The organism is Lautropia dentalis, assembly GCF_003892345.1.
Classification (GTDB): domain Bacteria; phylum Pseudomonadota; class Gammaproteobacteria; order Burkholderiales; family Burkholderiaceae_E; genus Lautropia; species Lautropia dentalis.
Genome location: NZ_RRUE01000002.1, coordinates 1,320,619 through 1,343,807 on the forward strand (window position 1 = coordinate 1,320,619; position 23,189 = coordinate 1,343,807).

Consider the following 23,189-nt stretch of genomic DNA (forward strand, 5'->3'; position numbering starts at 1 on the left):
GTCCGTGCCGATGTCCTGGAACAGATTGTCGAACCTCGCCGGCGTGGGGTTCGCATCTCCGATCTCTTCTCCATCCCTGCGAAACGCCTTGATCAGCGTCTTGCTACCCAGATTCACCGTCCGCTCGAACAGCTCCTGCCGCGCATCATCCTTGTCGGTCACCGCCCTGAAAGAGGGCTCTATGGTCGCAACCGACGCCGCCGTCGTGTTGATCAGCGACATCCGGATATGACCAATTTTCTGAAACCAGGTTCCCGCCTCCGCCCAGCCACTTCGCGTGACGTCCTCAACCACCTGCTGGATCACTCCGTCCATCTGACCCTCCGCATTCTGGCCCTGACCACGCAACGCCGCCACGACCTTCGCATCCGCTGCGCGCACAATCTCGTTGAAACGGCTGCTTTTCACATCACTCCAGCCATCCTGATCCGCATCGTAAGGCCAGCTCTCAACCCACTTGTCAAGATCTCCCATCAATGTCCTGATTGCCGAACGCTTGATGGTGTAGGTCTCACGACCTATCCGCGCCAGTGTGCGCGAAGCCTGGGCGTTGCCATTGTCCCCCTGATCCGTCGCTTCAGGCGGCTGGGCCGCTATCCGCAACTCCCCGCAGATCGGCTCCAGTCCCGCAAGATCGCTTTCCTTGTTGCGATCCTTGAATTCATAGACATCGTATCGGCTGTTGCCCAGATCGACGCGGCGATCCCTGGTATCGCGATTGATGCCCACCTTGGGAATATTCGACGCCCCTCCGTGCTCCCCAAACACCTCATTGGCCGCCCTTGCACAGTACGCCGACATCACGTACTTCTGCGCAAACGAGCGCATCCCATAGAAGGACCCCGGGTGATTGATACCCTGCACCGCACTCTCCGGCGCAAGAATCCCCATCTCTATCCCAACCTTGTACACCCCATTGGCCAGCCCCACTCCCCACAGCGCCACCATCAGCACGAATACCTGCGCAAAACTGAAACCCGCCGTCGTCGGCAGCAGCATCCCCATGCCCGCCACCATCCGCGCAACGGTCCACGTCGGGTTCCAGTTCCTGCCAAACACCTCTCCATCGTTGGCACTGTTGGCCACCCCTATGGTCATGATCCCCAGCAGCAGCAGCCCGCCAACAATGGCAAGACACTCCGCCCATTTACTTCGCGTGATGTCCTCCACCACCTGCTGTATCACTCCATCAACCCGACCCTCCGCATTCTGGCCGGGAAAAAACCGAATCCGGCCGTGTCTGGTAGACAACGTCCGGATCCGGCGGGCCCATCAAGGGCAGGCCATGTGCTCACGACAGAGGTTCAGCGTGGTAGGCTTTGAGCCCGCCGGTAACCAGTCTGTACAGAACCCACACGAGCAGAACGATGGCCGCCGGCCATATCACGAGCCATGCAAAAGGCGCCAGGTAAATCAGAGCCGCAGAAAGGATCATCAGTACCATGAGGATGACAGCGCCAATCACAGACACCCAAAAGGTTCTGATCATGTACTCATGATGCCCCTGATAGGACGTGCCGAGCGCCTCCTTCCTTTTCATGTAATTGATGATGACAGCGACAATCGAACTGACGCCACCGGTGGCAACGCCCAGCACATGCAGGACGTAGCACCAAAGCGTAAACGTACGCATGCTGTCTGCAGGAACGGCCTGGGTGGCTTGTTGTGTTGGCACGACAATATCTCCTTTTTCAAAATTTGCACATAATATGCTCATACAAGCATGGTCAACGGATCAGGCTTCGCATAACCTGAACAGCAATCGCCACCAATACCAGCTTCCTCATCTGTACTCTCCTTCTTCCATTTCAAAAACCATGCAAATCCATTGACTCACCGGACGGCGACGAGAACAAATATCCTGATCGCGACGGGTCTGCATTGAATCAGTTCGCAGGATCCCCAGCCTCGACACTCGGCTGTAATTCCACCTCCGAATCCCCTGTGATATAGGTACATGAAAGCGATACTTCTCCAAATGCCATGACGATGTTCAGATATCCGATACCGGTATTCTTGTGGTAATCGCCAGACCGGTTTCTGGCTATACCAGCCGCCTTTGCAACCTTTTTTGGTGTTTTACCGGGGAACCGAACTTCCACTGACATGCCGTCTTCATCCCCGGAAGAAGCAATGGTAGTGGGTTTCAACCCAAGCACAGTAATATCCCCCGACAGAGGCAGGGGGGTCCCGTCCATCTTGTACTTTTCTGTATTTTTCAGATAGGCATTAAGCTCTTCCATGGACTCCGGGTTATTGCACTTGATGGCATTCTGAATTAAAAGACTCGCGCGTTTTTCCTGTGATGACTGCTTCCTCTGCATTTTGGCGGTTTTTCCTTCCACGTCTGCCGGCGCCCCGGGGGAAGCTTCATCTGAAGAATGCCCGTTTCGGGTCGATGCTGAACGCTTGTTCTTCGGCTCTTCGCTTGAGTCGTAACCCGTTATCCAGAGATTCATTGTCTGGGTCGCCTTCCAGCCCGTTTCGGCAAAAAACTGGATCATGAAATTACTCGACCCTACACCGTCCAGCCCCACGGGCGAATCCTGCTGGTCCGGCTCCGCCAGCATGGGAGGTAACGGTCCTGTCGTTCTTTTGTAGCCGGTGTGCTGCCCGGCGGGAACCTGAAGCATGTATGTCTGGATAGCCGGCGCAAACGTCATGGCCATGCCAAGGCTGCTTTTCCAGCACACTTTGAATGGATCAACCTGTTGGGATTTTTTGCCACTCCACCAGATGCGAGCCTTTGCAACCCAGCATCCATCGCCTGAGCCGCCAGACCCCCCATTCTGCATGCGCTGCCTGAAGTGGTTGGTCGAGAATGACCAATCGACAATCGTCAATGCCACTGCCGGGTATTGACCGAGCCCCTGACCATCCCAGGGATGTTTGCGCCACAGATTTGCAAGAGGCGTTTCGCTGATCATGGGGGCATCAGTCCAACGGGGATCGAACAGCGCGACTTCCCCGGAATCGTTGCCATTTGCCGATGTTTGCCGGGTGGAAGACCCTCCTGCCGCTGTCTGCGCAGCTTGTCTCCCATCCTGCATGGCAGTGCCGGTGGACTTACCACCACGCGAATCTGCTTCCTCACCCTTGAGCAGTCCTGCAAGCGGATTTGGAATGGAGATGTGGGTTTTTCCATCCTCCTTCTTCTGCATGGTGATACACGCCCCCAGTGGCAGAGCAATCATCACCCCCGCAAACATCCTGCCCCACTTTCCTGACATCACCGCCTCCCTGTCCGCACTTTCATGATGTTGTTTGTTGCTGACCACATTGTAGCTTATTTGATGAATATGGTCCGTTTGCCGAAGATTTTTTTCCGTTGTTTCAGCACGAAATGCGCGAAACCGTGCACAACTGCCAGGCCGTCACGCATCCGGCGTCAGCGCAATTCATCCGTGTCAGTGAAAACCCTGATTCAAAGGCGCAACGGGTTGCATGGATTACGGATCAGGAGCCGGGTGATGGCGTGTTGCCGCTCTCATGGGTACGCCCACGCAACAGGCTCATGATGTTCTCTATGGCCTTTTTGATACGTTCTGCCATTTCCTTCATCCGGGTCTCGTGGGACGCTTCTCCCTCTCCCTATGAGGCAGAATAGGTGTCCGATGTATAGACTTCCATAACCCGAGGGCGAAACAGGACAAGGAACGTGGCCAGATACGGAAAGGCATTCAAGGACAGGGCAGTGGCCAGACTGCTGCCACCGGAGAGCGCTCCGGTGGACGTGGTGTCGCAGGAGCTGCACATCTCGGCAGCAACGCTGGAACGGTGGCGTGCCGCTGCGCTGGCGGCGCCCGACAAGGAGCGCATCTGGACGCCGGCTGCACGCATGCAGGCCATCATTGCCACGGCAGCGATGGACGAGGCCAGCCGCAACGCCTGGTGCCGCGAGAAAGGCATCTATCCCCAGGAACTGGAGCTGTGGCGAGAGACAGCCACCCATTCCCTTGAAAACCCGGAAGAGGCCTCACAGAAGGTGCAGCGCGTCACCCAGGCCACCCGGCGCCGGGTCAAGGAGCTGGAGCGGGATTTGAGGCGCAAGGAGAAGGCGCTGGCCGAGACCACTGCGTTGCTGGTTCTGCAAAAAAAGTTGGATGCGATCTTCCATCCGGACGGGGGCGGGGACACATGACAGCCCTGGAAGATCGCCGAATCATCGTCCGGCACATCGACGAGGCCCATGCAGCCGGAGCCCGGCTTGTGCCGGCCTGCAAGGTCGCTGGCATCACGGCCAGAACCCTGCAGCGCTGGCGCACAGAGGACGGCCAGGTCCTGCCTGATGGGCGTCCCACGTCCAGCCGGCCCCGGCCGGCCCACGCACTGACCGAGGAAGAGAAAGCGCTCATGCTGGCCACTGCCAACGCCCCCCGCTTTGCCGACTTGCCACCGGCACGCATCGTGCCGATGCTGGCCGATGAGGGCGTCTACATCGCCAGCGAATCGAGCTTTCAGCGCGTGCTGCGTGCAGCCGGGCAGAACCGTCGCAGGGGGCGGGCTCGTTCCCCTGCCAGACATCGTCCTCCCACCACACACGTGGCCACCGCACCGGGTCAGGTCTGGTGCTGGGACATGACGTACCTGCCCAGCAAGGTCCGGGGCCAGTGGTTTTACCTGTACCTGATCATGGACCTGTACAGCCGCAAGATCGTGGGCTGGGAGATCCATGAGCAGGACAGCGCCGAGCATGCCGTGCGGCTGCTCAGGCGTGTGGCGCTCTCGGAAGATATTCATGCAAAACCTCAGCGTCCGGTGCTGCACGGTGACAATGGCAGCACGCTCAAGGCCACCACGGTACTGGCCATGCTGAACTGGCTGGGTATCCGGCCCTCCTACTCGCGGCCGCGCGTCTCGGACGACAATGCATTTGTGGAGGCGCTGTTCAAGACGGCCAAGTACCGGCCGGAGTTCCCTGCGGGTGGTGTGGCCAGTCTGGATGAGGCTCGGCAGTGGGGGCACCGGTTCGTGGCCTGGTACAACGACGAGCACCGGCACAGCCGGATTGGCTACGTGACGCCGAGCCAGCGACATTGCGGACAGGACGTGGACATTCTGCAGGCCCGGCACCGTCTGTACGAGATGGCGCGCAGCCAGACACCATCACGCTGGTCGGGCAATACCCGCAACTGGCAACCCATCACGAGGGTCACGCTCAACCCGGAGCGTGACAGCGTGGCTCAGGCAGCCATCAATCCGCGCGATAACGGACAGGTGGCTGCATGATCCATCGGACAACTGCCTTGACTTTCACCGCTCTTTGGCAGGCACCTGTTTTGCCATGGACAGCATCTTTTCGGCGCCCCGTTCCTGATACTGCCGCAGGTCCTTCAGTTCTTCCGTACCATGCCCTCTGCCATCCTCTTCTGCAATCCTTTTCATGATCGACTCATGATTGGGAATCCACTTGTCCAGTGCACTGTCGGCCATCTCACGCGCATGCTGCGCCTCTTCCGGTGTGGTTGCCCTGTTCATGGCAAGCAACGATTCCTGATACTCGATCTGCTGCAGTTTGGCATCCCGAATGGCGCTGAAAATCTCCGGGTGTTCACCATCGTAGCGGGTGGCCTCCCTGATCGCGCCAGCTGTCCCGGTAGAGATGGGCGTTGCGCTGTCAAAGGCGTCGGCCGGGTTATCCTGGCTGTCACGCACGGGCAGGCGTGACTTCGCCTTTTCCATGATAGACGACATCTCATCATTCCGTCTTTGCTCGGTCGACAGATATCTGCTTCTGTCCTCCGGCCCCATGGACAACGGGGCGAGATGCTGCTCTGAAAACGAGGCATCACCCTCGGCAAACCCTGACAGGATCTGGTCCTGAATCTTTCTGTTGAGTCGGTACGCGGGTTTGGCATCGACCATGTCGGAGTATTCTCCCAGCAGATGCTCGGCCTTTCCTCCCGTTCTCATTTCCCCAATGGCTTCCTCCATGGACATGCCATGAGATGTGGCGAACTCTCCCAAGCGGGTTCGAAACCGGTCCTCATACTGGCGGTTTTCATCTGCCAGACTGGCGTATGCCTGGTTCATTCTCCGCATCTGTTCCACATTCTCGCTGGCACGCGTCAGCGCGTCATCAGACGCGGATAACGCCAGCGGGCTCGTGTATGTGCGTTGTGGTGCCGTAGCAGAGGCTGCGGGGTTTTTCGATGTGTGGACACCTTGTTGCGCGACACCAGACGACGCTGCACCGGACGCGGTGTCCTGCCGGGGCTTGGCTGTGACATGGAACGCCATGCCGGCATGTTGGGCGTGGGCCTGCTTTGCATCGGCTCTTTGCCTGAGCACGGCGGCAGCGGCTCTGGCAGCTACGACGGGGGCGCCAAGAACCTTTGCCGTTGCAAAGCCGACCGTCCCCATGAGTGTCCCGATACTGCCGGCAACGGCACTGACACCCGCACCAGCATCCGCAACACCCTGCGAAACCGGCTGCTGGCCCGGGACGCCCCGGAGTGCCATCTGCGGGGAAGGTTGCTGTACCTGGGGGTTTTGCCGGGACGGCTCCTGCCGGGGTTGTGCGTGCACGCCCCGGCCTTCCTGGTTGAGCTGGGCAACAATCCGTTGCAGGCTGACCAATGTACCCGGTTCATCAGGCTGCTCGCGCATCTCCTGCAGTATGTGCTCGACTTCTTCCTCCGACAGCCCCTTTCCGAGAAGCTCGTCACGTACGATGTCTTCGTCAGGCATCCCTGGCTGCGCGGATGAGTCACTGGTCTGCTCCAGTTCCTCGTCGGGAACGCGGATTTCTGCTGACTCTCCGGCGCGAACCCCGTCTTCTGGCGCTGCCTCACCGGGAAAATCCATCCCTGCTTCAGCACCGGCGGCTGGTTCCTGATGTGATGCATCTGCTGAGGGCGTTCTGCCGACGGCATCACCGGTTTGGTCCGACACGCCAGTATCCAGGTCTGGAATTTCATCATGCGTCATCTCTGTGGGGTCTGCAGGTCCATTCACGCCGGTTTCTGCGTCATTGTCCTGTTCTTCCTCACCCACAAGAGGCGCTGCAGTATGTGGCGGAATTTTTGGTTCGTCTCTGTCAGCCATGATCAGCCCCCTTCACTGGATTTGCGACTGCTTGCTGGTCGATGCCGCTCGGTTGCGGGCCGCATCTACCTGGGTGCGTGTGTTCTTCAGCTTCTGCACGGTATAGGTTGCGAGCAGGGTTTCGATCCGCTCCTTTTTTCTGTCGATGGCTTCCTGCATGTAGTTCACAATGGCGATGGTTCTCAGGTACTCCACCATCAGGCCACGCAGGGAGAGCTTGCGGATTTCCTGGTCCCAGGCCGGGTTGCCAAAGCGCTTGCTCGCCTCTGTCTTGAGCATTTCGTTGGCAGACATGGCGTCATATTCACCTATTGGCGGCAGAGGCGGCATGCCATGGGTCTCGCCATCTTTCATGCCTTCCTCGGTACTCTGCCCGGCCGCACGGGCCCGGGCGGCATCTGCAGCGGCAGCCATCGCCTGGGCGGAATCCACACCTTCGCCAGCCGCAGCCCCATTGAACAGAATATCGTGCTGCGCCTTGGTGTCGGCCCCCAGTGTCTGAACATCCTCCGGATGGCCATCACTGATCGGAAACGTATCGCAGAAGTAGGGGGCAGGATCCGTTCGCCATCCCAGTCTATTTCGCCTGAAGGCGTACTGAAGCTGATCCGGCCTGAACGGGCTGTTGCTGCGGTTATCTGCCTTGCCCTGAAACGAAGCGGCCCGGGCCGCCTGCTGGTCCGCACTGCCATAGCTCAGGTGCAGATGCTTGACCATGGGCTCGCTTGGCGTGTTGCCCGATACCCCCACCTGCTGCCCGGCCTGCACCCGCATGCCTACCCTGATCTTCGGATCGAGCCCTCCCAGATGGTAATAGGCAACCACATCGCCATTGTCCCGCTTGATCAGCACGGCCGTGCCCGCCGTTTTCATGTCACCGGCATGGGTGACGAGCCCGTCGGTTGTTGCATATACTGGCTTGGACATCGCGCTTGTGGAGAAATCCAGTCCGTCATGCACGTGCGACCGGGTGTTTGCACTGCCAAAATTGCCGCTACCCCCGGGTCGCAGTTTGCCGAATCTGCCAGACACTACTTTTTTGTCGGTCGGCGCAACCATGCATGTCTGCGCATGCGCTGCCGTTACCTCCAGCAGCACAGTCATGGCAATCAGAACACGGGTAGCGCGCAGCATGTTCATTCTATGTCAGCCTGTCTACGCTGCGAGTTGGTCCGTCCGGCGTTGGCCTTTGTTACCTCCTCCGTTCCGTTCGATTGCGCCTCGTTGGCTACCAATGCGGCCAGCATGGCCTCCATGCGCTCCTTCTGCTGGTACTCCCGAAGCATGATGGCCAGCTTGAACCCCTGCGCCCGCAGAAGTTCGATCATCAGGCCGTGCTCGTTCTGCCCGCGCAGCATGGCCGACCATTTCTGGTGCTCCGGAGAGTTTCCCGAGTAACGCTTGACTTCTTCTTCGAACATCGCGGCCACCGATTTTGCTTCGCCCGTTTCCGTTCCAGCCGATCCGGAGTGCTCCAGCTCGATGGCCTTGAGGGAGTTGATGGCAGGTGACGTCAGCGCATCCTTGCGTGCCTTGGCCAGCACATAGGCATCGGTGGCAGCGCTTTTCTGGGCTCCCTTGGGTACGACATTATCAGGCAGCCCAACCATGTTGTTGATCACGCCCTTCTTTGCCTCGTTGACGGGATCGTCGTTGCCGCTGGACTCGAAAAGCGTTGCCACATCCACCGCAGCGCCGGGAAAGCCGCCAACGGTGTCGCAGAAGCCCGCGTCCACCTGGTCCTGTGTGCAGAATTTCCGGTTCATGTCCAGCAGTTCCCGTCGTGCCTTCACGGGGCTCCGGTAATTCCCCGGTCCGGCCAGAACTTCCTGGGTCACGGCCTCTGCACGCGCTGCGTCCATGTCCACCTGGCGCACGGCCAGCGCCTGCCGAAATGCCGTCTGATCGCAGGGGTTGTACCCTTGTCCATAGGCTACGCCATAATCGAACGCTGCCCGGGACTCACGCCGCTTGATGTTGATCGCCTGTCTGGCGTTGGCCACGGTCTGGGCCGTGATCCTGGTGGCATCGGCAATTTGCTTGCCGGAATACGCCCGCTGTTTGGCCATGGTGATCAGCGACTGGTCCGTAATCAGCGAGTTTGCCTGCAGCTTCATGGAAAGGCCGAAGTCCATGAGGTCGAAATGCTGGCTGCGCAGCCTGTTGAACCACGAGAAGATTCCCTCATGCGGGATTCTCTCGTAGGTCGGGTAGCACTCAAGCGCCATTGCAGGTGCGGCTACATTCAGGACCCCAGTGGCAATACAGACAGCAATACGTTTTCTCATTCTATTTCCGATGCCTTCTGGTTCGCGGATGCCCGGTCGCCAGCCATGCTGGCATGTCTTCTGTTCCCCTTCGTGACGGCCAGTGACAGCGCAGCCAGACTGGCTTCCATGCGCAGCTCCCGCTCGTAGTTCTTGTAGCGCATCCAGTTCTCCAGTGCTGCCATGCGGTTGGCTTCGGCCAGAAGACCACGCATGCGCTGCATGGCCATGCGTTGTGCCCACTCTCTGCCGCGCTCACCGCCGAAATACTGGTTGACGGCGTCTTTCATCAGCTCATTGGGCGATTTGCCGTTCAGTTCCTTCGTGCGTGTGTTGTCTGCGTCGATTTTTGAGAAGCTGAGCGCGGGGCTGGACATCAGTGAGTCCTTGTGACTCTTGTCCAGAAAATACTGTTCGCCCGCCGCGGTGCGACCGGCCCGCTTTTCCGTTTTCTGGTCAGGTTCGCCCAATACATGATCGATGTACGCCTTGCGCGCTTCCGCCTTCAGGCTGTCTTCCTCCGCCGGTTCGAAGAGCAGCGCAGCATTGACATCCCCTCCGGGCACTTCGCTTTGTGTGCACACGCCTGACGCCGCTTCCGATGCGCTGCAAAACTTTTCCTTGTGCTTTCTGAGGCGATCCTGCATGACCTTTGTACGGGAGGCAACGAGTTTGCCGGGAGCGGCGTCTGCATCCGCAACCGTGCGCCTTGCACGCTGGCGGGCCATATCGAAACCCATGTCCATGGACTCCACCCGATAGGCGGTACCACATGGATCATAACCCTGGCCCGTGAGCCAGTGCACATCAGCGGTGGCGTCGGCCATGTCATCGGCAATTTCCTGGTTCTGCATGACATCGACAAGCGCCTGCCCGGAACGTACGATCGAATCCACGACATTCTTCGATGACGCTGCGTCCTGGGCCGTTGCTATCTTGATGTACGACCGGATGTTTGCCTGGGCCTGGTCCATCTGCAGGCCGAAAGAATTCAGAAACCCAACGAGCTGGCTTCTCAGTTGTGATGAATACTCAATGACCCGTATGATGACGTCCCTCAATGCTTCGAATCCGTACATGGACTGTGCCGATACGGTAGCTGCGCTGCAGATCAGCAGGACAGTCATAAACGCCGCAATGGTTCTCTTCATGTCATTCCCCCGTCATGACGGGAGACCGGCGGCTGGCGGCCTGTCCGACGTAGGTTCCGGCAACCAGTGACGAAACCGCTGTCTGGGCCAGCGACGTCAGCCGGTTGCGATCACACGCAGCCCCTTCACACTCGATCACCTCGTCCCCCGGCCCGGCACTGGCCAGCTCGGCATAATCGTAGGCGGCGTTCTCTGCTTCCGGTGACAGCGTTTCGGACGAGTATGCCGCCGCATAGTTCCTGTTCCAGCCCTGCATGCCATTGCCTCTGAGTTCGCAGATTCCCTGTTTGGCCTCGGACACGGTGCAATACTCACTTTTCAGTTTTTCCCTGATCTGGCGACTGGTTTGCGCGCCGCTGCGCTGGCGGCTGTCGGCAAAGCTCTGCATCAGTTTGGCGGCATCCAGCGTAGCCTGTTGCCGTGCACGCATTTCAAGGTCGGCGTGCTCCAGTGCGACACAGCCAATGGACTGCGGCTGCCCGGTTGCCACACCATGGTCGCGAATGGCATCGGTCAGGCGTTCCTGCTTGCGGATGAGGTCGAACGCGTCGGCAAGCTGCTGATTCGACTTCTGCTGCGTCTCGACCTGCCGGTCGGCGCTTACCCGCGTCTGGTTGGCCACCAGCTTCCAGTATGTGCCCTCCGACAGCATTGCCCTTATGGATTCGATGACGGTATGCCAGCTGGTTTGCGCATTGACCAGGGAGCTGGCTCCAAGAATGGCCACGCCAAGGGCAGCTCCGGCTGCTGCCTGTAGGGTCCTGCGTCCGTTGTCCTTCATGATCACTGCCGCCGGTTGAACAGGTTCTGGAACCGCCCGAACATCGAGTCGGACTCTTCTTCCCCGGACTGCTCAGGCTGCTGGTCAGCCCTGTCGTACTGCTCCGGCTCTGGCGTCGCGGGCGTGGTACCAGTCTGCGCGGCCGCATCCGGTTCGGCGCCATGGTTGCCATTTTGATCGTTCTGATGCCTCTCCTGAATCTGCCTTTGCGTGTCGTAGAGCCTGTCATTGAACTGTTCCTGGGCACGGTTCATGGCATCGGTAACACTTTTCGTCACGTTGTCCGGAACCTTGCCGTCCTCGAGGCTTACGCCACCACTGCCTTCACCAGAGGACACCCCCTTCGTGCGAAGGGACTTCTGCTGCGCGCCGTTCTGTTCCTGCTGCGCGTTGTTCTGGTTCTGCTGACGGTTCATGAACTCCTGAACGCTGCCTGGCACCTCCTCGTTCTGCTGCTGCAGTTGCGGCGGCACCTCGGGGTTGGCGAGATTCTGTGGCAGTGTTGCGGGTGGGACATTGACGGCGTTACGGTTCACGTCATAGGTGCCCGTGCGCTCTGGTCGGGCATCCCGGTAGACATTGCCCAGCTCCGGATCCAGACCCTGCATGCCTTCGCGGATCATGCCGTTGGTCAATCCATTGAGGTCTGCTATCTGGTTGACATCTTCGATAGTGCGATTGACCGGTGTCATGACCCGAGTGCCCAGATTGCGCGCCGTCGAGCATACTTTTCGTTTTGCCCATTTGCCCAATGCATCCCGCACACGCCCCCAGATCGCATCGACACTAGGGATATGGTCGGACAGGTCGACCATCTCGCCCAGGTCACCGAAGCAGTCGCTGTCGTTGAACATGGCGTCCGTATCGATGGCCGTGGCTGCAATGCGCGTATGCACCCGCACTGCCTCGTTGATGGCGTAGCCGATGGTTCCGGGCGTGCGCCCTTCGGCGCAGTTGGCGGCGGCGTCCCGGTAGGCGCCCGCTATATCCGGGTCGTCGGCAGCTGCCGCTCCCGCGCCCATATGAACAACCAGCAACACCCCCGCCAGCCCCGCAAACACCAAACGCCGTTTGCAGTGATGCCTGCCCGTGAATACTTCATGAGCCATCCCTTTCCCCTTCATCGACCGACAGGTTCATGATCCGTTCGATCTCCCCAAGCCGCTCCCGCGAAAACACCCTGGCCAGAACCCCGGCCCTCTCCAGCGCCACCAGCCGTCTCTGCATGACCAGCTTCTCGAGAAGCACGGGATCATTTTCAAAATCTTCGCCGGCAAGCTGCATGGCGGCCAGCGCCTGCGGATTGTGCCGGGTGATGTAGTCGGTCACGTAGACAGAGCGGCTGGTTGTGAGATGCGCGAGGACTCGCACCAGTTCCCCGGGGGCATAATCCAGCACTTCGATGTTCTGCTGAATGGCAGACCCCAGCCGGGCAAGCGTCCAGGCCACATCTGCTGCGTGTGCATCTTCGGTGTGTTCGTGATCAAACGCCCAGCTGTCAACGGCATCCATCCCGGCCAGATAATTCAGGCCGGCCTTGCTGCCCAGCAGCGCGGAAAAATGCAGCGACACGGACTGTCTGCGCAGGTCAATGTCATCCCGAGACTGATCGTTCATGCGTCATGCAGCCCATTTATCCGGTTCACGCCTATATTGTCATGCAATTCATGCCCGCATTCAAGGTTTTGCCTGATTTGCTGGCGTGCCTTTTCCGGCAGTCAGGTCATTGCATCGGCATACGATCCCTGAAAAATGCAAATGTGTAAATAACAAAGGAATGCGCGACAAGGACTGATGCAATTGCGTTACCTGCTCAACAGGATACGTGGTCATAACCACAGGCATACTAAAGGTCTGTGTAATCAGGTAACTTCCGGGCGGGTGATCAACCATGCAAATGCCATTGAACCCCTGTGATGGTCTCGATGACTGCGTTCGTGAAGAGACATCCATCGGCCTGCTCAGGTCGGTGTTCGGGTCGACCATCGACAACCTGATCAGCGGAAATGACCCGGCGGGTGCAGCCGGGCAAACGGAGATTCTGCCGGCCATGCTCGGCTACTTCAACGGGGGTCTTGCCATTGTTGGCGGGCTGCTGCTGCTGGGGATCATGACCATAGGGGTGGCCAACAGTGCCAACGATGGAGAGGTGTTTGGCAGGAACTGGAACCCGACGTGGACCGTTGCGCGGATGGTGGCGGGCATGGGGATGCTGCTGCCGACGACGGCGGGTTTCAGTTTTGCGCAGGTATTCGTGCTGATGGTGGCGCTGTGGGGAGTGGGGCTGGCCAATGGGGTGTACAAGGTTGGGATAGAGATGGGGATTCTTGCGCCGGAGAGTGCGGTGCAGGGTATCAATCACCCGGGGTCCTTCTATGGGATGCGCTCGTTTGCGCAGAAGTACGTGATGTCGGCGTACTGTGCAAGGGCGGCCAATGAGGTGTTTGGGGAGCACGGAGGGGCGTCGAATATTCCCAAGGTGGGCATCAATCGCGATACCAGGGATCGCCGCGTCGATCTGGGCAACAGCCGATACGATGTCTATGAATTCAAGGATCGCAACAAGGAAAGCGATCTTGCGGGACTGGAGCCGATCTGCGGGGAGTTGCGGATAGCGGCCCAGCCGCCTGAAGCGACGGATCAGGGGGACAATGGCAACGCCCAGGCTTCGCGCACACTGGCGCGGATAGGTCGTGAGACCTACACCATCAAGCGTTCGGCAATCAGGACATTGATGGGAGATCTTGACAAGTGGGTTGAGAGCTGGCCTTACGATGCGGATCAGGATGGCTGGAGTGATGTGAAAAGCAGCCGTTTCAACGAGATTGTGCGCGCAGCGGATGCGAAGGTCGTGGCGGCGTTGCGTGGTCAGGGCCAGAATGCGGAGGGTCAGATGGACGGAGTGATCCAGCAGGTGGTTGAGGACGTCACGCGAAGTGGCTGGGCGGAGGCGGGAACCTGGTTTCAGAAAATTGGTCATATCCGGATGTCGCTGATCAACACGACGGCGGCGTCGGTTGCGACCATAGAGCCCTCTTTCAGGGCGGTGACCGACAAGGATGATGCGCGGCAGGAGCTGTTCGAGCGGACGGTGAATCTGGGTAGCAAGACGCTGATCAAGGCGTTTCGCAGGGATGGAGAAGAGATCGGAGATGCGAACCCCACGCCGGCGAGGTTCGACAATCTGTTCCAGGACATCGGCACGGACGGCGGCAGGGCGCCGGACATCACGGGATTCAAGTCGATGCTGACGGACAAGCTGAACTCGACGTCGAACCGGTGGATTCAGGAGGTCACGAGCATCGTGACCGGAGCCAATGGTGGCGGTAACTCCTTTCTGGAAAGACAGGCGCGACAGTTGGCCGAGATCATGTGCGGGGAGAACAACCGCATCGGTGGTGCGATCAACCGGATGAAGTGCGTGGGGGACATGATCACGGCAGCAAGATCGCAGCTGTACATTCTGGATGCGGATCTCAAGAGCGAGTTTTCGCTGCTTCGCGGCGTGACGGGCGCACTTTCTTCCATTCCCGTCGTGGGAGGCGTCTCGAAGGTGGCAGATGTGGTGTGGGACTGGTTTCTGGCGTTTCCGGCGATGCACATAGCGCGTCTTGGGGCCTTCATGGACCCTGTCTCGTTCATGTTTGCGGTGGTGCTGCCGTCGTTGCCGATGGTGATTTTCATGGTGGTGATCGTGGGCTGGCTGCTGGGGGTGCTGCAGACGGTGCTGGCCATTCCCTTGTGGGCACTGCTGCACATGACGCCGGAGCCGACGTTCGTGGGCAGCCAGCGCCAAGGGTATCTGCTGCTGCTGTCGCTGTTTGCGCGGCCGGCGCTGGCGGTGATCGGGCTTTTCGCGGCGATACTGATCTCGGACCCGCTGGTGACGTTTGTGGTCAATGGCTTTTTTGCCATTCGTGGAGCCATCGATGGCGGGATGGGAGACAACATCGTGCTGTACTACCTGTCGGCGGTGCCGCAGTTTCTGATGTGGATGCTGGCGCTGAGCATACTGCTGGTGGTGGTGCTGCACATGTGCTTTGCGCTGCCGCAGACGCTGCCCGGAGCGGTGTTGCAGTGGATAGGTGCGGGGGTGACGGACCTGGGCGAGAGTGGAGCGATGGGCAAGATTCAGGGGGGGCTGGCATCGACCAGTCTGCCAGTGGACAGGAGCCGGGAGGAGGCGAAGAAGGAAAGGGCGCAGCTGCAGCGTGATGAAAGGCTGGCCAGGATGATCAAGGGGGCGAAAGGCGGTGGGGGTGGTAGCAGTGGGAGCAACAAGGGGGCGTCTGACAAGGTACAGACCATGTCGGGGGACCAAGGGATTGGTGGACCGAGTTCGAAAAAGACAAAATAAATTTGAGAGAAGATGAGAATTGAGATGCCATTTGGCAAATTGAAATGTATTGCCTCCCACCAGATCAGTTATATCATGTATTAAACCTTGCCCTTGGCCGAAGGAGAAACGCCCATGCGACGCAAATTCAATTAAAGGGCACTAATAATGAATTCAAACATTTTAGGGGATGTTCTCATAAAGGATGGATCAGAATGAAGGGGAATTTTAATAAATCCATCCCGCACAGACTCGACAACTTCCTTTTTATAGTTTTTTATAAAAACCTTACGGATATGAGAAGCAGCCTTAGGGTTTTCCTTGATGAGAGTTTCAACTGTTTCGCGAAGTGCGTTTAACGCCACAGCAGCTTTATTCCCATCGTTTCTTTCTTCATTAAAATCATCCTTCAGCTGATCAATAATGGCATTAGCCTCATTCCATGCAATATCCGCCCCGATGCCGATGCCGCTGATCAGCCCCTCATCATTGCCCACGGATATCCCGGAGGAATAGCCTTCCTGCCGGCCGATTTCAATGCCACGGTTTCTGCCCCGGGCCTCGTATGCCCACGGATCCATCTCCAGCCCGAGCCCATAGGTGCCGCTCAGATTGATCTTGCCGCCGGCGTTGTTTGACCCGTTCATGATGTGGTTCTCCCTTGTTCATGACACGCTTGCTGGCAGCCAATGCCCGTGCTGCAGGCGCACCATCGTGTTGAGCTTAACTTATCACCATCGGTCCAGTCGCGTCAATGGAACGCGGTCATAACGCAAGAACCGCACAGGGAGTGCGGTTCTTGCGTTATGTAACAAATGTTGCTAGAAGTTTTCGGTGTTCGTTCTTTCGCGGCGCGGTTTTGGGCGTTCGGCTGATTTTCTACTCTGTCGCTGTGCTTAATAAAAAAATATTGGCAATAACCGGTGCGCTCTGACAGGTTTTGTAAATGGCGAAACTGCCTTTCTCTGGAGCGGTCCTGTTCGTTGCTGTTTCTGACTGGGCCGCCATACAATAAGGTACAGGGTTTTTTATGGGTGTAATCGAATGCGTACCTCATGCTTTGTTCCTGATACCCGACCTTTCAGGGTTGCTGTTTCGGTTGCACTGGCACTGTCTGGTGCCAGTGCATTTGGCAGTACGACATCTACTACACCCCTGTTCCAGACCCCATCCAGTGGGGTGGGTCTGAAGGCATCTTCCCAGTCCCGGCAGGGCAACAACGCACTCAATGGTATGGTTCCGCTCTTCAGCATGAACCAGACAGACGGGCAGGCCGACGGTAACACGGAGACAAATGGATCTGGCCTCGATCTTGCGGGGGGCGGCGTGGGGCTTCGTCCGGTTTTTGCTGGTCAGCTGGGGGATGGCAAGACACTGGTTCTCTTTCAGAACCGTGAAGGGCAGTTCTTTGCCAGTGTCGTACCGCTTTTCAACCAGGCGCAGCTGCAGAGCCAGATGAATGGGAGGGCAGGGCAGGGGTCTGCCCAGGCGGGGAATGGGTCTTCTGAACAGGCTGCGCAAAATGCAAATGGGGGGTCTTCCAACCGGCAGACAGAAGGTGCCACTACTGCCCCCGCCAGTACCGGTGTCCAGTCTGCCGGTGCTGACCAGGAGACCAGTTCTACAGGGGAGGAGGAACGAAACGCCGGCGCGGCGCAGCAAACCGGTGTGAATGGCCAGTCACGGCGTTCGTCGGGCAGTTCCGACAGGGAAGAAGGCACATCCACGGTGCCCGCGGGCAGCAGTGGCCAGAGCGCCCGGGGCTCTGGGGATTCCGGCAGCAGCCATGCGTCCGGCACCGCGTCCGGTACTTCCAGTCCGGCTTCAGCGTCCGGGCAGACGGCAGGGCGCTCCGCCGCCTCGTCCTACATGGGGGTGACCGATGCCCCGGCGGACGACACTGCATCCACCTCGTCCGGTGACGGTGAATCCACGACGGTTGCACAAAACGATTCTGCAGATACCGGTTCGTCAGATTCATCCGGTGGGGAATCATCTGCTTCGGAGTCCTCGTCCCGGGGCAGTGACCGCACATCTTCCGGCAGCCATGCCAGCGGCAGTACGTCCGGCAGTGGTACCTCCGGCAGTGGTACCTCCGGCAGGGGTACGTCTGACAGTGGTGCGTCCAGCAGCGGTACCTCTGACAGCGCCGGGCATGCCGACTCCTCGTCCGGCACGGGTGGTGCTTCCAGACCGCTCTATACGCCCACGACATCGCCATCGTTCGGCAGTGGCAACACGTCAGGCGATGATGCGACGGATGCCGGGCAGGGTGGTGAAACCTCGTCTGGTTCATCCGATGATGCCGACGGACAGGACGGCAGTACATCTGACAGCAGTGCCACGAGTGATGGCAGCGGCTCGTCATCGGGTAGTTCCAGCAGTGAGGGTGGCAGCTCGACCGACGGAGAACTGCCGGCAGGGACAACCAGCAACGTTCTGGACAAGGTCGAGAGCGCGATGAACGAATCTGGAGACAAATTCGAACAGACGCTGGGTGATCTCCATGACAATTACGACCAGTACAGCAAACCGGATGCAGCCGGGGAATCCGTCTGCGCCACCCCCGACGCGATGATCAAGCACCAGACCGAAAGCCAGGGCTATCTGGCCAACGTCAATCCGTCGTGGACGTGGTCGCACGCGGGGCACGCCAACAGTGCCCTGGGCGGGTGGGATCACTGGCCGGCCGATGAGCGGGGGCACCTGACGGAGTTCAAGGATGTGCCGGGCAAATGGAACCGGCTGATGCCGTGGTTCGTCATTTCCCGTGTGTCGGGAAGTCATGTGGCTGCGGACATCGAGGTGCGCAACATGGCGGTGTACTGGTTTCCGAAAAAGGACAAGCAGTGGCACCTGCTGGCGGCCAACCTGCAGCCCGATGCCGCCATCTGCACGCCAGATGATGTCAACATGTCCCGCTGCAAGTCGACTTTCTCCGGCAAGGCATCGACGGGCACGCAGAACGCCATTCATGGCTGGTTCACGCATGTGGAAGTGCCGGATGGTGCACAGGCCATTTCGGTGGCGGTGGAGGCAAGGCTCGTGAAGGGTGGGCCTGCGCTGATGACGGTGGCGGGCGATTATTATCCGCCCGACACCGTCAGTCTGGGCGGCAAGTTCGTGCCCGGGGCCGCGTCTTCGGCGCCGCAGCGCCTGAAGGACAATGGGGAATGGACCGTCGTGACGATGACGACACTGACCGACCAGACCAAGGACGATACGGGCATTTCGCGCGACATGCTGATGAAGCGCTCGCCGCAGTGCAAGAATCCGGCGCGTTACTATCGCCCGTGACAGGAAAAGTGGGTGCGGGTTCCATGAAATATGGCATCATTGAAACCCGCCCCAGAGGAGTGATGAATCATGAAACCGGAACACGATCAGCCAGCGGCTGCCGGCAATCGCAGGCTGGTCGATAATATATACAAACGTGAGAACCAGGAGCAGGCTGAGCTGCTGAGGGTCTACAGAAGGCTGTATGACATGAAGGAGCCCGATGGGAGGGACGAAGGCCTGCAGTTTGGGGTGTTGCGGCCGTCCGAGGCGCTGAATGCGCATCGGGAGGAGGTGCGGGAGGTCATTGCCGGCTACGACGTGGTCAATCCACGTGTCTTTGGTTCCGTGCTCAGGGGAACGGATACGGTCCAGAGTGACCTGAATATCCTGGTCGAGCCCGGCCTGAGTGCTTCGCTGCTGGATATTGCGGAGATGCAGGCCAGGCTGAAGTGTGTGCTGAATGTGCGGGTCGATGTGGTAACGCCCAATGCATTGCCCGAATCCTGCAGGGACGATGTGCTGAACGATGCGGAGCCGGTATGAACAGGGAAGAAAAATCACTTCGTATTGCCGACTGTCTGGAACAGATGCTCGAGTCCATCAGGCGCATAGAGAAGTACACGGAGGATGTGTACCGGGAGGATTTTCTGCGCGACCAGCTCGTTCAGGACGGCGTGCTCATGCAGTTCTGTGTGCTGGGAGAGGTGTCAAAAAACGTCATGCGCGTGGACAGCGAATTTGCCGAAGAAAATGCACATGTACCATGGGCCGCGATGTACGAGTTCAGAAACAGAATTGCCCATGGGTTTCACGCCGTGGATCTGGAGATGGTGTGGGAGGTGGCAACCGTCGAACTCGAAGACGTGCATGATGCGATAGGCGAGCTGCGTGCTTCTCTCTCCATCTCGATCAGCAGTCGTGATGAATCGACATACGACATGGGCTGGTGAAGGCCAGCCCCTGATTCCCCTCGAGCGGTTGATAACACCCGTCAAATGCAGGGTGCCTCCTGACGGAGGCACGGTTTTGTCGGCTGCTCCTATTTGAATTCCACTTCGACCCGCCGGTTGGCCAGGCGCCCCGGCGCGGTTTCGTTGGTTGCCACGTAGCCGTCGGCCCGGCCTTCCGTGCTGATCTTGTCCCTGTCGATGTCGTGTTTGACCAGAAAGCGCTTGACGGCCAGCGCGCGACGCTTCGATATGTACTGTCTGGAAGCCTTGTTGCCCTTGTTGTCGGTATAGCCGATGATGCTGATTTTCTGCGCTGAGCGCGCTGCAGACACCAGCTCGTCAGCCATGGCGGGGTGGGGCAGGAATCGGGCGCTGCTGGCGGCAAACGGCAGAATCATTCTGTCCGGGTGCCGGGCTTCGCTGGCCGTGGAATCTTCCTTCGGGCTGGCGGTTGCTGTGTCGTTCTGCCGGGGCTGAGGTTCTGGACCGGATTGTGTCTGGGGCGGTGTCTGGGGCTGCGTCTGTGGCTGTGCCAGCGAGTGGGGCGGTGCCTGCAGCGGGGGCTGTGCCAGTGGATATGGTTGTGGCTGCGGCTGTGGTCGTTCTTGTGGCAGCGGCAGCGGCAGCGGCTGCGGCGTGGCCTGCTGCTGTTGCTGTTTTTCCTCCAGTTCTTCCGTGCGGCGCTTCTGGTTGTTCAGGTCTCCCCGTAGCTGTACCAGCTCGTCCGAGAGCCTGTCCAGTTCCTGCTTGAGGCGGGCGTTTTCCTGGGCCTCGGTGACGACCTTGACGGGGCCGGACTGAGGTTCGCTGTTTTCGTTTTCGATGACTTCGAAGCCGGCCAGTGCACTGGTGGTGGACAGGAGCCCCGCAATGGCAAGGCCCGGGATGATTCTGCTGCGCATGGTGTTACTCTCCTGGCGGGTGGCAGAGCGTAGTATTGCACGTGCTGCCCACGGAAGATGGTTTGGGTTTCAGTTGAAAGGATATTTACCTCGGTGCAAAAGGTGCGGTGCGCTACTTTCGTGATGTGCACGGTGCTGCGCTGTTACCATGAAGTTTGGGCCAGAGGAGGAGCGTGTTGCGCACATGGATACAGGCATTTCAGGCAATATCCGGAACATGCTGCTTTACGAAATCGGCTCTCTTTACGAGCCCGACCGTTGCGGTGTCATTGCCGCCATGGGCCGGAACGACCCTTCCACGCAGCGGGATATCCCTGCGGCGTTCGAGGCCTATTCATTGCTGCTGAACCAGCTCGACAGGACGGAACTGCAGAATGCCGCACCGGGCGCGCCCGTCGTCGACCTGTCACCTGGCGTGCACTGCATGCCATGCGCGGATGGGGATGATAAGCAGGCAGAATCCGTGAAGGGGCGTGTCGTCTGTCTGGTCGGGGTAGAGGCGGGCATGCTGGGCTATGCGGCGCACTGGCTGGTGGACAATCTGCGCAGCGACACCGTCAGGCGCATGGGCGGCATTCTGGCCGTGCCTTTCGAGATCAGGCAGATCGATGCCAGGGATCATCTGGTTCCGGACTGGTTCTGCATCTTCTACCAGTCTGCCAACCCGCACCTGAACTATCCGCTGCTGTCGTTCAGGTCTGTTTTGACGGATGAGCGCTTCAGGGGGGAATGGACGGACGTGGCCCGCCTGCGTGCCCCGCTCTATGGCCTGCCCATGCACGATCCCATGAAGGCGCCCTGAAAGGCAGAATGTTCAGTCTTCCGGATTCAGATGGAACACCACGGGCCAGTTGGAGCCTTTTCTGGAGGCGTGGTAGTTCCAGTGATTGGTGTCGAGCCAGCGCCCGCCATCGAGGTGCTGTGCCTGCGATTCGGTGAATGCTGCGGGCCAGGTAAATCCGGATGAAGCACCATTGCGGTGATCTGCAAACTTCCATTCACTGCTGCCTTCTGCACGGAACTCCAGATCATAGGGTTTGCCTGCCGACAGTTCCACGTACTGCCTTGGTGGGAAGATGATGTCATACCATTTCAGGGCGGCAAGCTGCAGACCCTTGGCTTCGACGGTTCTGTAATTGGGGCTGGCCGCCTTGATGTAGCCCCAGGCCAGCTCGCGGCTGCCCTGCAGCAAACGCCATTTGAGCTGCCCGGCCTTCGAGGCGGCCGTGGCCACGGAGATGGCATTGACGCGTTTTTCCGCGCCTGGCACAAAGCGCTCGCGTACCGGTTTTTGGGAGGTGACCGTATATACCCGGCCCGGGTCGACGCTGCCGCTTTCCATGTCGGACACACCCATGGACTTGCCATCTGCAAAGGTGAGCTGCAGGATGGGCGAGAAAAAGTGGTTTCCGGAGCCGTCGTGCGTGAGGTTCATCCAGCGGCTGAAGGTGCTGGAGCCGGGGGTGCGCTTGCCCATCAGGGTGCCCCAGTCGGTACTGCTGATCCAGCGGGAGGGGCGGGTGATCTGCATGTGCGTGGCGGCGTTGTTGCTGCTGACGTAGTTGGCCGCCGGGTTGGCGTCGGTGTTCTGCATCACCAGATGGTAGATTTTGCCTTTTTGAAGCGTTCCATGGCTGGTGAGGGCGATTTCGGGGAAGATCGAGTTGCCTGCATGCATGTCCGGCACGAAGCTGGCCTCGGCCAGTGGCTGCTGGCTGAAGTCGGGCAGGTGGCGCGCGGTGTTGTCGTCCGGCAGCACCGTGAGGCGGATTCTTCCGCCCGTACCGGCAGAATAGCCCTCGCCTCCCTGCCAGTACAGGCGAACCCTGGATAGCTGGCCGCCTTCCAGGGCACGGAACCGGTTGACCACGACGTTCTCCACGCCCTTGTACACGCCGATGATGGTGTTGGCGAGTGTGGTCTGGGTAAAGAGCCCGGGGCCGTAGAGGTGGCTGGCCATCACGGAATTCCACCTGAAGCCCGAGGGGTTGGAACTGATGTACTTTTGCAGAATGTGTTTCGGGGTGGTGGTGCCGGCGCCGGTTCGTGCTGCGGCTGCCGGGCCGCTCCGGGCCGTGGCGGCAGAAGACTGCCCGGCGGGTGTGTTGACCGTGACTTCCTGCGTGTCTTCGGTGCTGGAGGCGGTGTCGTCGGCAGCTGGCACACTGGGTTCGTCCGTCTCGGCCAGGTTGGGCATGACGTAGGGGGCAGGGTCTCCATCCAGTGTCTGCCCGGCAACCGAACCGTTTGTCACGACCGGTGCGGGGGGCGATTCACCCGGGCCGGCATCCTGACTTTGCGAGGGTGATGTGGCCGGCGCGGAGTCGGTGCCCGGCTGGGGGGCGGTGGAAGACTGATTGCTGGTCGATGCCTGCCGGGAGCCTTCGGCGGTGGCACTTTTGTCGTCATTGTCCGATCCGCATCCGGTCAGCATGGCCGATACGCAGGCCAGGGTCACGAAAGCGGTTGTGTGCCT

19 protein-coding genes are annotated in these 23,189 nt (G+C 59.4%); 6 read left to right on the top strand and 13 right to left on the bottom strand.

Features of this window, described 5'->3' with window-relative positions:
* The 3 genes from EHV23_RS13355 to EHV23_RS13365 form a co-directional block, all read right to left on the bottom strand.
* The coding region (locus EHV23_RS13355; RefSeq protein WP_203229008.1) for a DotA/TraY family protein at positions 1 to 1,173 on the bottom strand (1,173 nt) is incomplete at its 3' end.
* A 118-nt stretch (positions 1,174 to 1,291) separates the two neighbouring features.
* Positions 1,292 to 1,675 carry a DUF4870 family protein gene (locus tag EHV23_RS13360; protein WP_125096500.1) on the bottom strand — a complete coding sequence of 128 codons (384 nt, stop codon included), beginning with the start codon at positions 1,673 to 1,675 and terminating at the stop codon, positions 1,292 to 1,294.
* Between the two features lie 211 nt (positions 1,676 to 1,886).
* Positions 1,887 to 3,278, bottom strand: a complete 1,392-nt coding sequence (locus EHV23_RS13365; RefSeq protein ID WP_125096501.1) for a hypothetical protein — start codon at positions 3,276 to 3,278, stop codon at positions 1,887 to 1,889.
* Positions 3,279 to 3,658: 380 nt separating this feature from the next.
* Here EHV23_RS13365 and EHV23_RS13370 point away from each other — a divergent pair.
* Positions 3,659 to 5,229, top strand: a protein-coding gene (locus EHV23_RS13370; RefSeq protein WP_125096502.1) for an IS3 family transposase whose coding sequence is annotated in 2 segments (ribosomal slippage) — positions 3,659 to 4,106 and positions 4,106 to 5,229 — 1,572 coding nt in all. Because the reading frame shifts where the segments join, the coding sequence is not laid out codon by codon here.
* A gap of 24 nt (positions 5,230 to 5,253) precedes the next feature.
* On the opposite strand, the gene EHV23_RS13375 is transcribed toward EHV23_RS13370, so the two are convergent.
* The 7 genes from EHV23_RS13375 to EHV23_RS13405 are packed head-to-tail and all read right to left on the bottom strand — an operon-like array spanning position 5,254 to position 12,863.
* Positions 5,254 to 7,047 carry a hypothetical protein gene (locus EHV23_RS13375; protein WP_125096503.1) on the bottom strand — a complete coding sequence of 598 codons (1,794 nt, stop codon included), beginning with the start codon at positions 7,045 to 7,047 and terminating at the stop codon, positions 5,254 to 5,256.
* A 12-nt stretch (positions 7,048 to 7,059) separates the two neighbouring features.
* On the bottom strand, positions 7,060 to 8,187 hold the full coding sequence (locus tag EHV23_RS13380) for a M23 family metallopeptidase (RefSeq protein ID WP_338034514.1): 1,128 nt from the start codon (positions 8,185 to 8,187) through the stop codon (positions 7,060 to 7,062).
* The gene (locus EHV23_RS13385; RefSeq protein WP_125096504.1) at positions 8,184 to 9,275 is read right to left on the bottom strand and encodes a hypothetical protein; all 1,092 of its coding nucleotides are present in this window, start codon (positions 9,273 to 9,275) and stop codon (positions 8,184 to 8,186) included. Before EHV23_RS13385 ends, EHV23_RS13380 begins: the two co-directional genes overlap by 4 nt.
* A 56-nt stretch (positions 9,276 to 9,331) precedes the next feature.
* The gene (locus tag EHV23_RS13390; RefSeq protein ID WP_125096505.1) at positions 9,332 to 10,465 is read right to left on the bottom strand and encodes a hypothetical protein; all 1,134 of its coding nucleotides are present in this window, start codon (positions 10,463 to 10,465) and stop codon (positions 9,332 to 9,334) included.
* A 1-nt stretch (position 10,466) separates the two neighbouring features.
* Positions 10,467 to 11,246 (bottom strand): hypothetical protein, encoded by a 780-nt coding sequence (locus tag EHV23_RS13395; protein ID WP_125096506.1) that lies wholly within the window; start codon positions 11,244 to 11,246, stop codon positions 10,467 to 10,469.
* Between the two features lie 2 nt (positions 11,247 to 11,248).
* Positions 11,249 to 12,370, bottom strand: a complete 1,122-nt coding sequence (locus EHV23_RS13400) for a hypothetical protein (protein ID WP_158615981.1) — start codon at positions 12,368 to 12,370, stop codon at positions 11,249 to 11,251.
* The gene (locus EHV23_RS13405; RefSeq protein ID WP_125096508.1) at positions 12,345 to 12,863 is read right to left on the bottom strand and encodes a type IVB secretion system protein IcmW; all 519 of its coding nucleotides are present in this window, start codon (positions 12,861 to 12,863) and stop codon (positions 12,345 to 12,347) included. Before EHV23_RS13405 ends, EHV23_RS13400 begins: the two co-directional genes overlap by 26 nt.
* A gap of 280 nt (positions 12,864 to 13,143) precedes the next feature.
* Here EHV23_RS13405 and EHV23_RS13410 point away from each other — a divergent pair, with 280 nt between their 5' ends.
* A complete protein-coding gene (locus EHV23_RS13410; RefSeq protein WP_158615982.1) occupies positions 13,144 to 15,603 on the top strand; it encodes a DotA/TraY family protein in 2,460 nt (819 codons plus the stop codon).
* Positions 15,604 to 15,734: 131 nt separating this feature from the next.
* Here EHV23_RS13410 and EHV23_RS13415 read toward each other — a convergent pair whose 3' ends face one another.
* The gene (locus tag EHV23_RS13415; protein WP_125096510.1) at positions 15,735 to 16,229 is read right to left on the bottom strand and encodes a FliH/SctL family protein; all 495 of its coding nucleotides are present in this window, start codon (positions 16,227 to 16,229) and stop codon (positions 15,735 to 15,737) included.
* 1,021 nt (positions 16,230 to 17,250) lie between these two features.
* Between EHV23_RS13415 and EHV23_RS13420 the strand changes: the two genes are divergently transcribed.
* The 3 genes from EHV23_RS13420 (at position 17,251) to EHV23_RS13430 (ending at position 19,811) form a co-directional block, all read left to right on the top strand.
* Positions 17,251 to 18,879 carry a hypothetical protein gene (locus EHV23_RS13420; protein ID WP_125096511.1) on the top strand — a complete coding sequence of 543 codons (1,629 nt, stop codon included), beginning with the start codon at positions 17,251 to 17,253 and terminating at the stop codon, positions 18,877 to 18,879.
* Between the two features lie 69 nt (positions 18,880 to 18,948).
* Positions 18,949 to 19,404 (top strand): nucleotidyltransferase family protein, encoded by a 456-nt coding sequence (locus EHV23_RS16520; protein WP_338034515.1) that lies wholly within the window; start codon positions 18,949 to 18,951, stop codon positions 19,402 to 19,404.
* Entirely contained in the window at positions 19,401 to 19,811 is a 411-nt protein-coding gene (locus EHV23_RS13430; protein WP_125096512.1) for a HepT-like ribonuclease domain-containing protein, read from the top strand. Before EHV23_RS16520 ends, EHV23_RS13430 begins: the two co-directional genes overlap by 4 nt.
* A gap of 89 nt (positions 19,812 to 19,900) precedes the next feature.
* Here EHV23_RS13430 and EHV23_RS13435 read toward each other — a convergent pair whose 3' ends face one another.
* Complete coding sequence (locus EHV23_RS13435; RefSeq protein WP_125096513.1) at positions 19,901 to 20,713, bottom strand: OmpA family protein; 813 nt, start codon at positions 20,711 to 20,713, stop codon at positions 19,901 to 19,903.
* 217 nt (positions 20,714 to 20,930) lie between these two features.
* On the opposite strand from EHV23_RS13435, the gene EHV23_RS13440 reads away from it, so the two are divergent.
* Positions 20,931 to 21,515: a hypothetical protein gene (locus EHV23_RS13440; protein WP_125096514.1), complete on the top strand. Its 585-nt coding sequence runs from the start codon at positions 20,931 to 20,933 to the stop codon at positions 21,513 to 21,515.
* Between the two features lie 12 nt (positions 21,516 to 21,527).
* On the opposite strand, the gene EHV23_RS13445 is transcribed toward EHV23_RS13440, so the two are convergent.
* Positions 21,528 to 23,171, bottom strand: coding sequence for a hypothetical protein (locus EHV23_RS13445; RefSeq protein WP_148098596.1), 1,644 nt, complete (start codon positions 23,169 to 23,171; stop codon positions 21,528 to 21,530).
* Positions 23,172 to 23,189 lie beyond the last annotated feature (18 nt).

Coding starts and splice junctions, on each gene's coding strand:
- EHV23_RS13405 (WP_125096508.1), bottom strand. CDS start 12,863: ATGAACGATCAGTCTCGGGATGACATTGACCTGCGCAGACAGTCCGTG.
- EHV23_RS13395 (WP_125096506.1), bottom strand. CDS start 11,246: ATGAAGGACAACGGACGCAGGACCCTACAGGCAGCAGCCGGAGCTGCC.
- EHV23_RS13410 (WP_158615982.1), top strand. CDS start 13,144: ATGCCATTGAACCCCTGTGATGGTCTCGATGACTGCGTTCGTGAAGAG.
- EHV23_RS13415 (WP_125096510.1), bottom strand. CDS start 16,229: ATGAACGGGTCAAACAACGCCGGCGGCAAGATCAATCTGAGCGGCACC.
- EHV23_RS13435 (WP_125096513.1), bottom strand. CDS start 20,713: ATGCGCAGCAGAATCATCCCGGGCCTTGCCATTGCGGGGCTCCTGTCC.
- EHV23_RS13390 (WP_125096505.1), bottom strand. CDS start 10,465: ATGAAGAGAACCATTGCGGCGTTTATGACTGTCCTGCTGATCTGCAGC.
- EHV23_RS13430 (WP_125096512.1), top strand. CDS start 19,401: ATGAACAGGGAAGAAAAATCACTTCGTATTGCCGACTGTCTGGAACAG.
- EHV23_RS13440 (WP_125096514.1), top strand. CDS start 20,931: ATGCTGCTTTACGAAATCGGCTCTCTTTACGAGCCCGACCGTTGCGGT.
- EHV23_RS13385 (WP_125096504.1), bottom strand. CDS start 9,275: ATGGCGCTTGAGTGCTACCCGACCTACGAGAGAATCCCGCATGAGGGA.
- EHV23_RS13400 (WP_158615981.1), bottom strand. CDS start 12,370: ATGAAGGGGAAAGGGATGGCTCATGAAGTATTCACGGGCAGGCATCAC.
- EHV23_RS13380 (WP_338034514.1), bottom strand. CDS start 8,187: ATGAACATGCTGCGCGCTACCCGTGTTCTGATTGCCATGACTGTGCTG.
- EHV23_RS16520 (WP_338034515.1), top strand. CDS start 18,949: ATGAAACCGGAACACGATCAGCCAGCGGCTGCCGGCAATCGCAGGCTG.
- EHV23_RS13375 (WP_125096503.1), bottom strand. CDS start 7,047: ATGGCTGACAGAGACGAACCAAAAATTCCGCCACATACTGCAGCGCCT.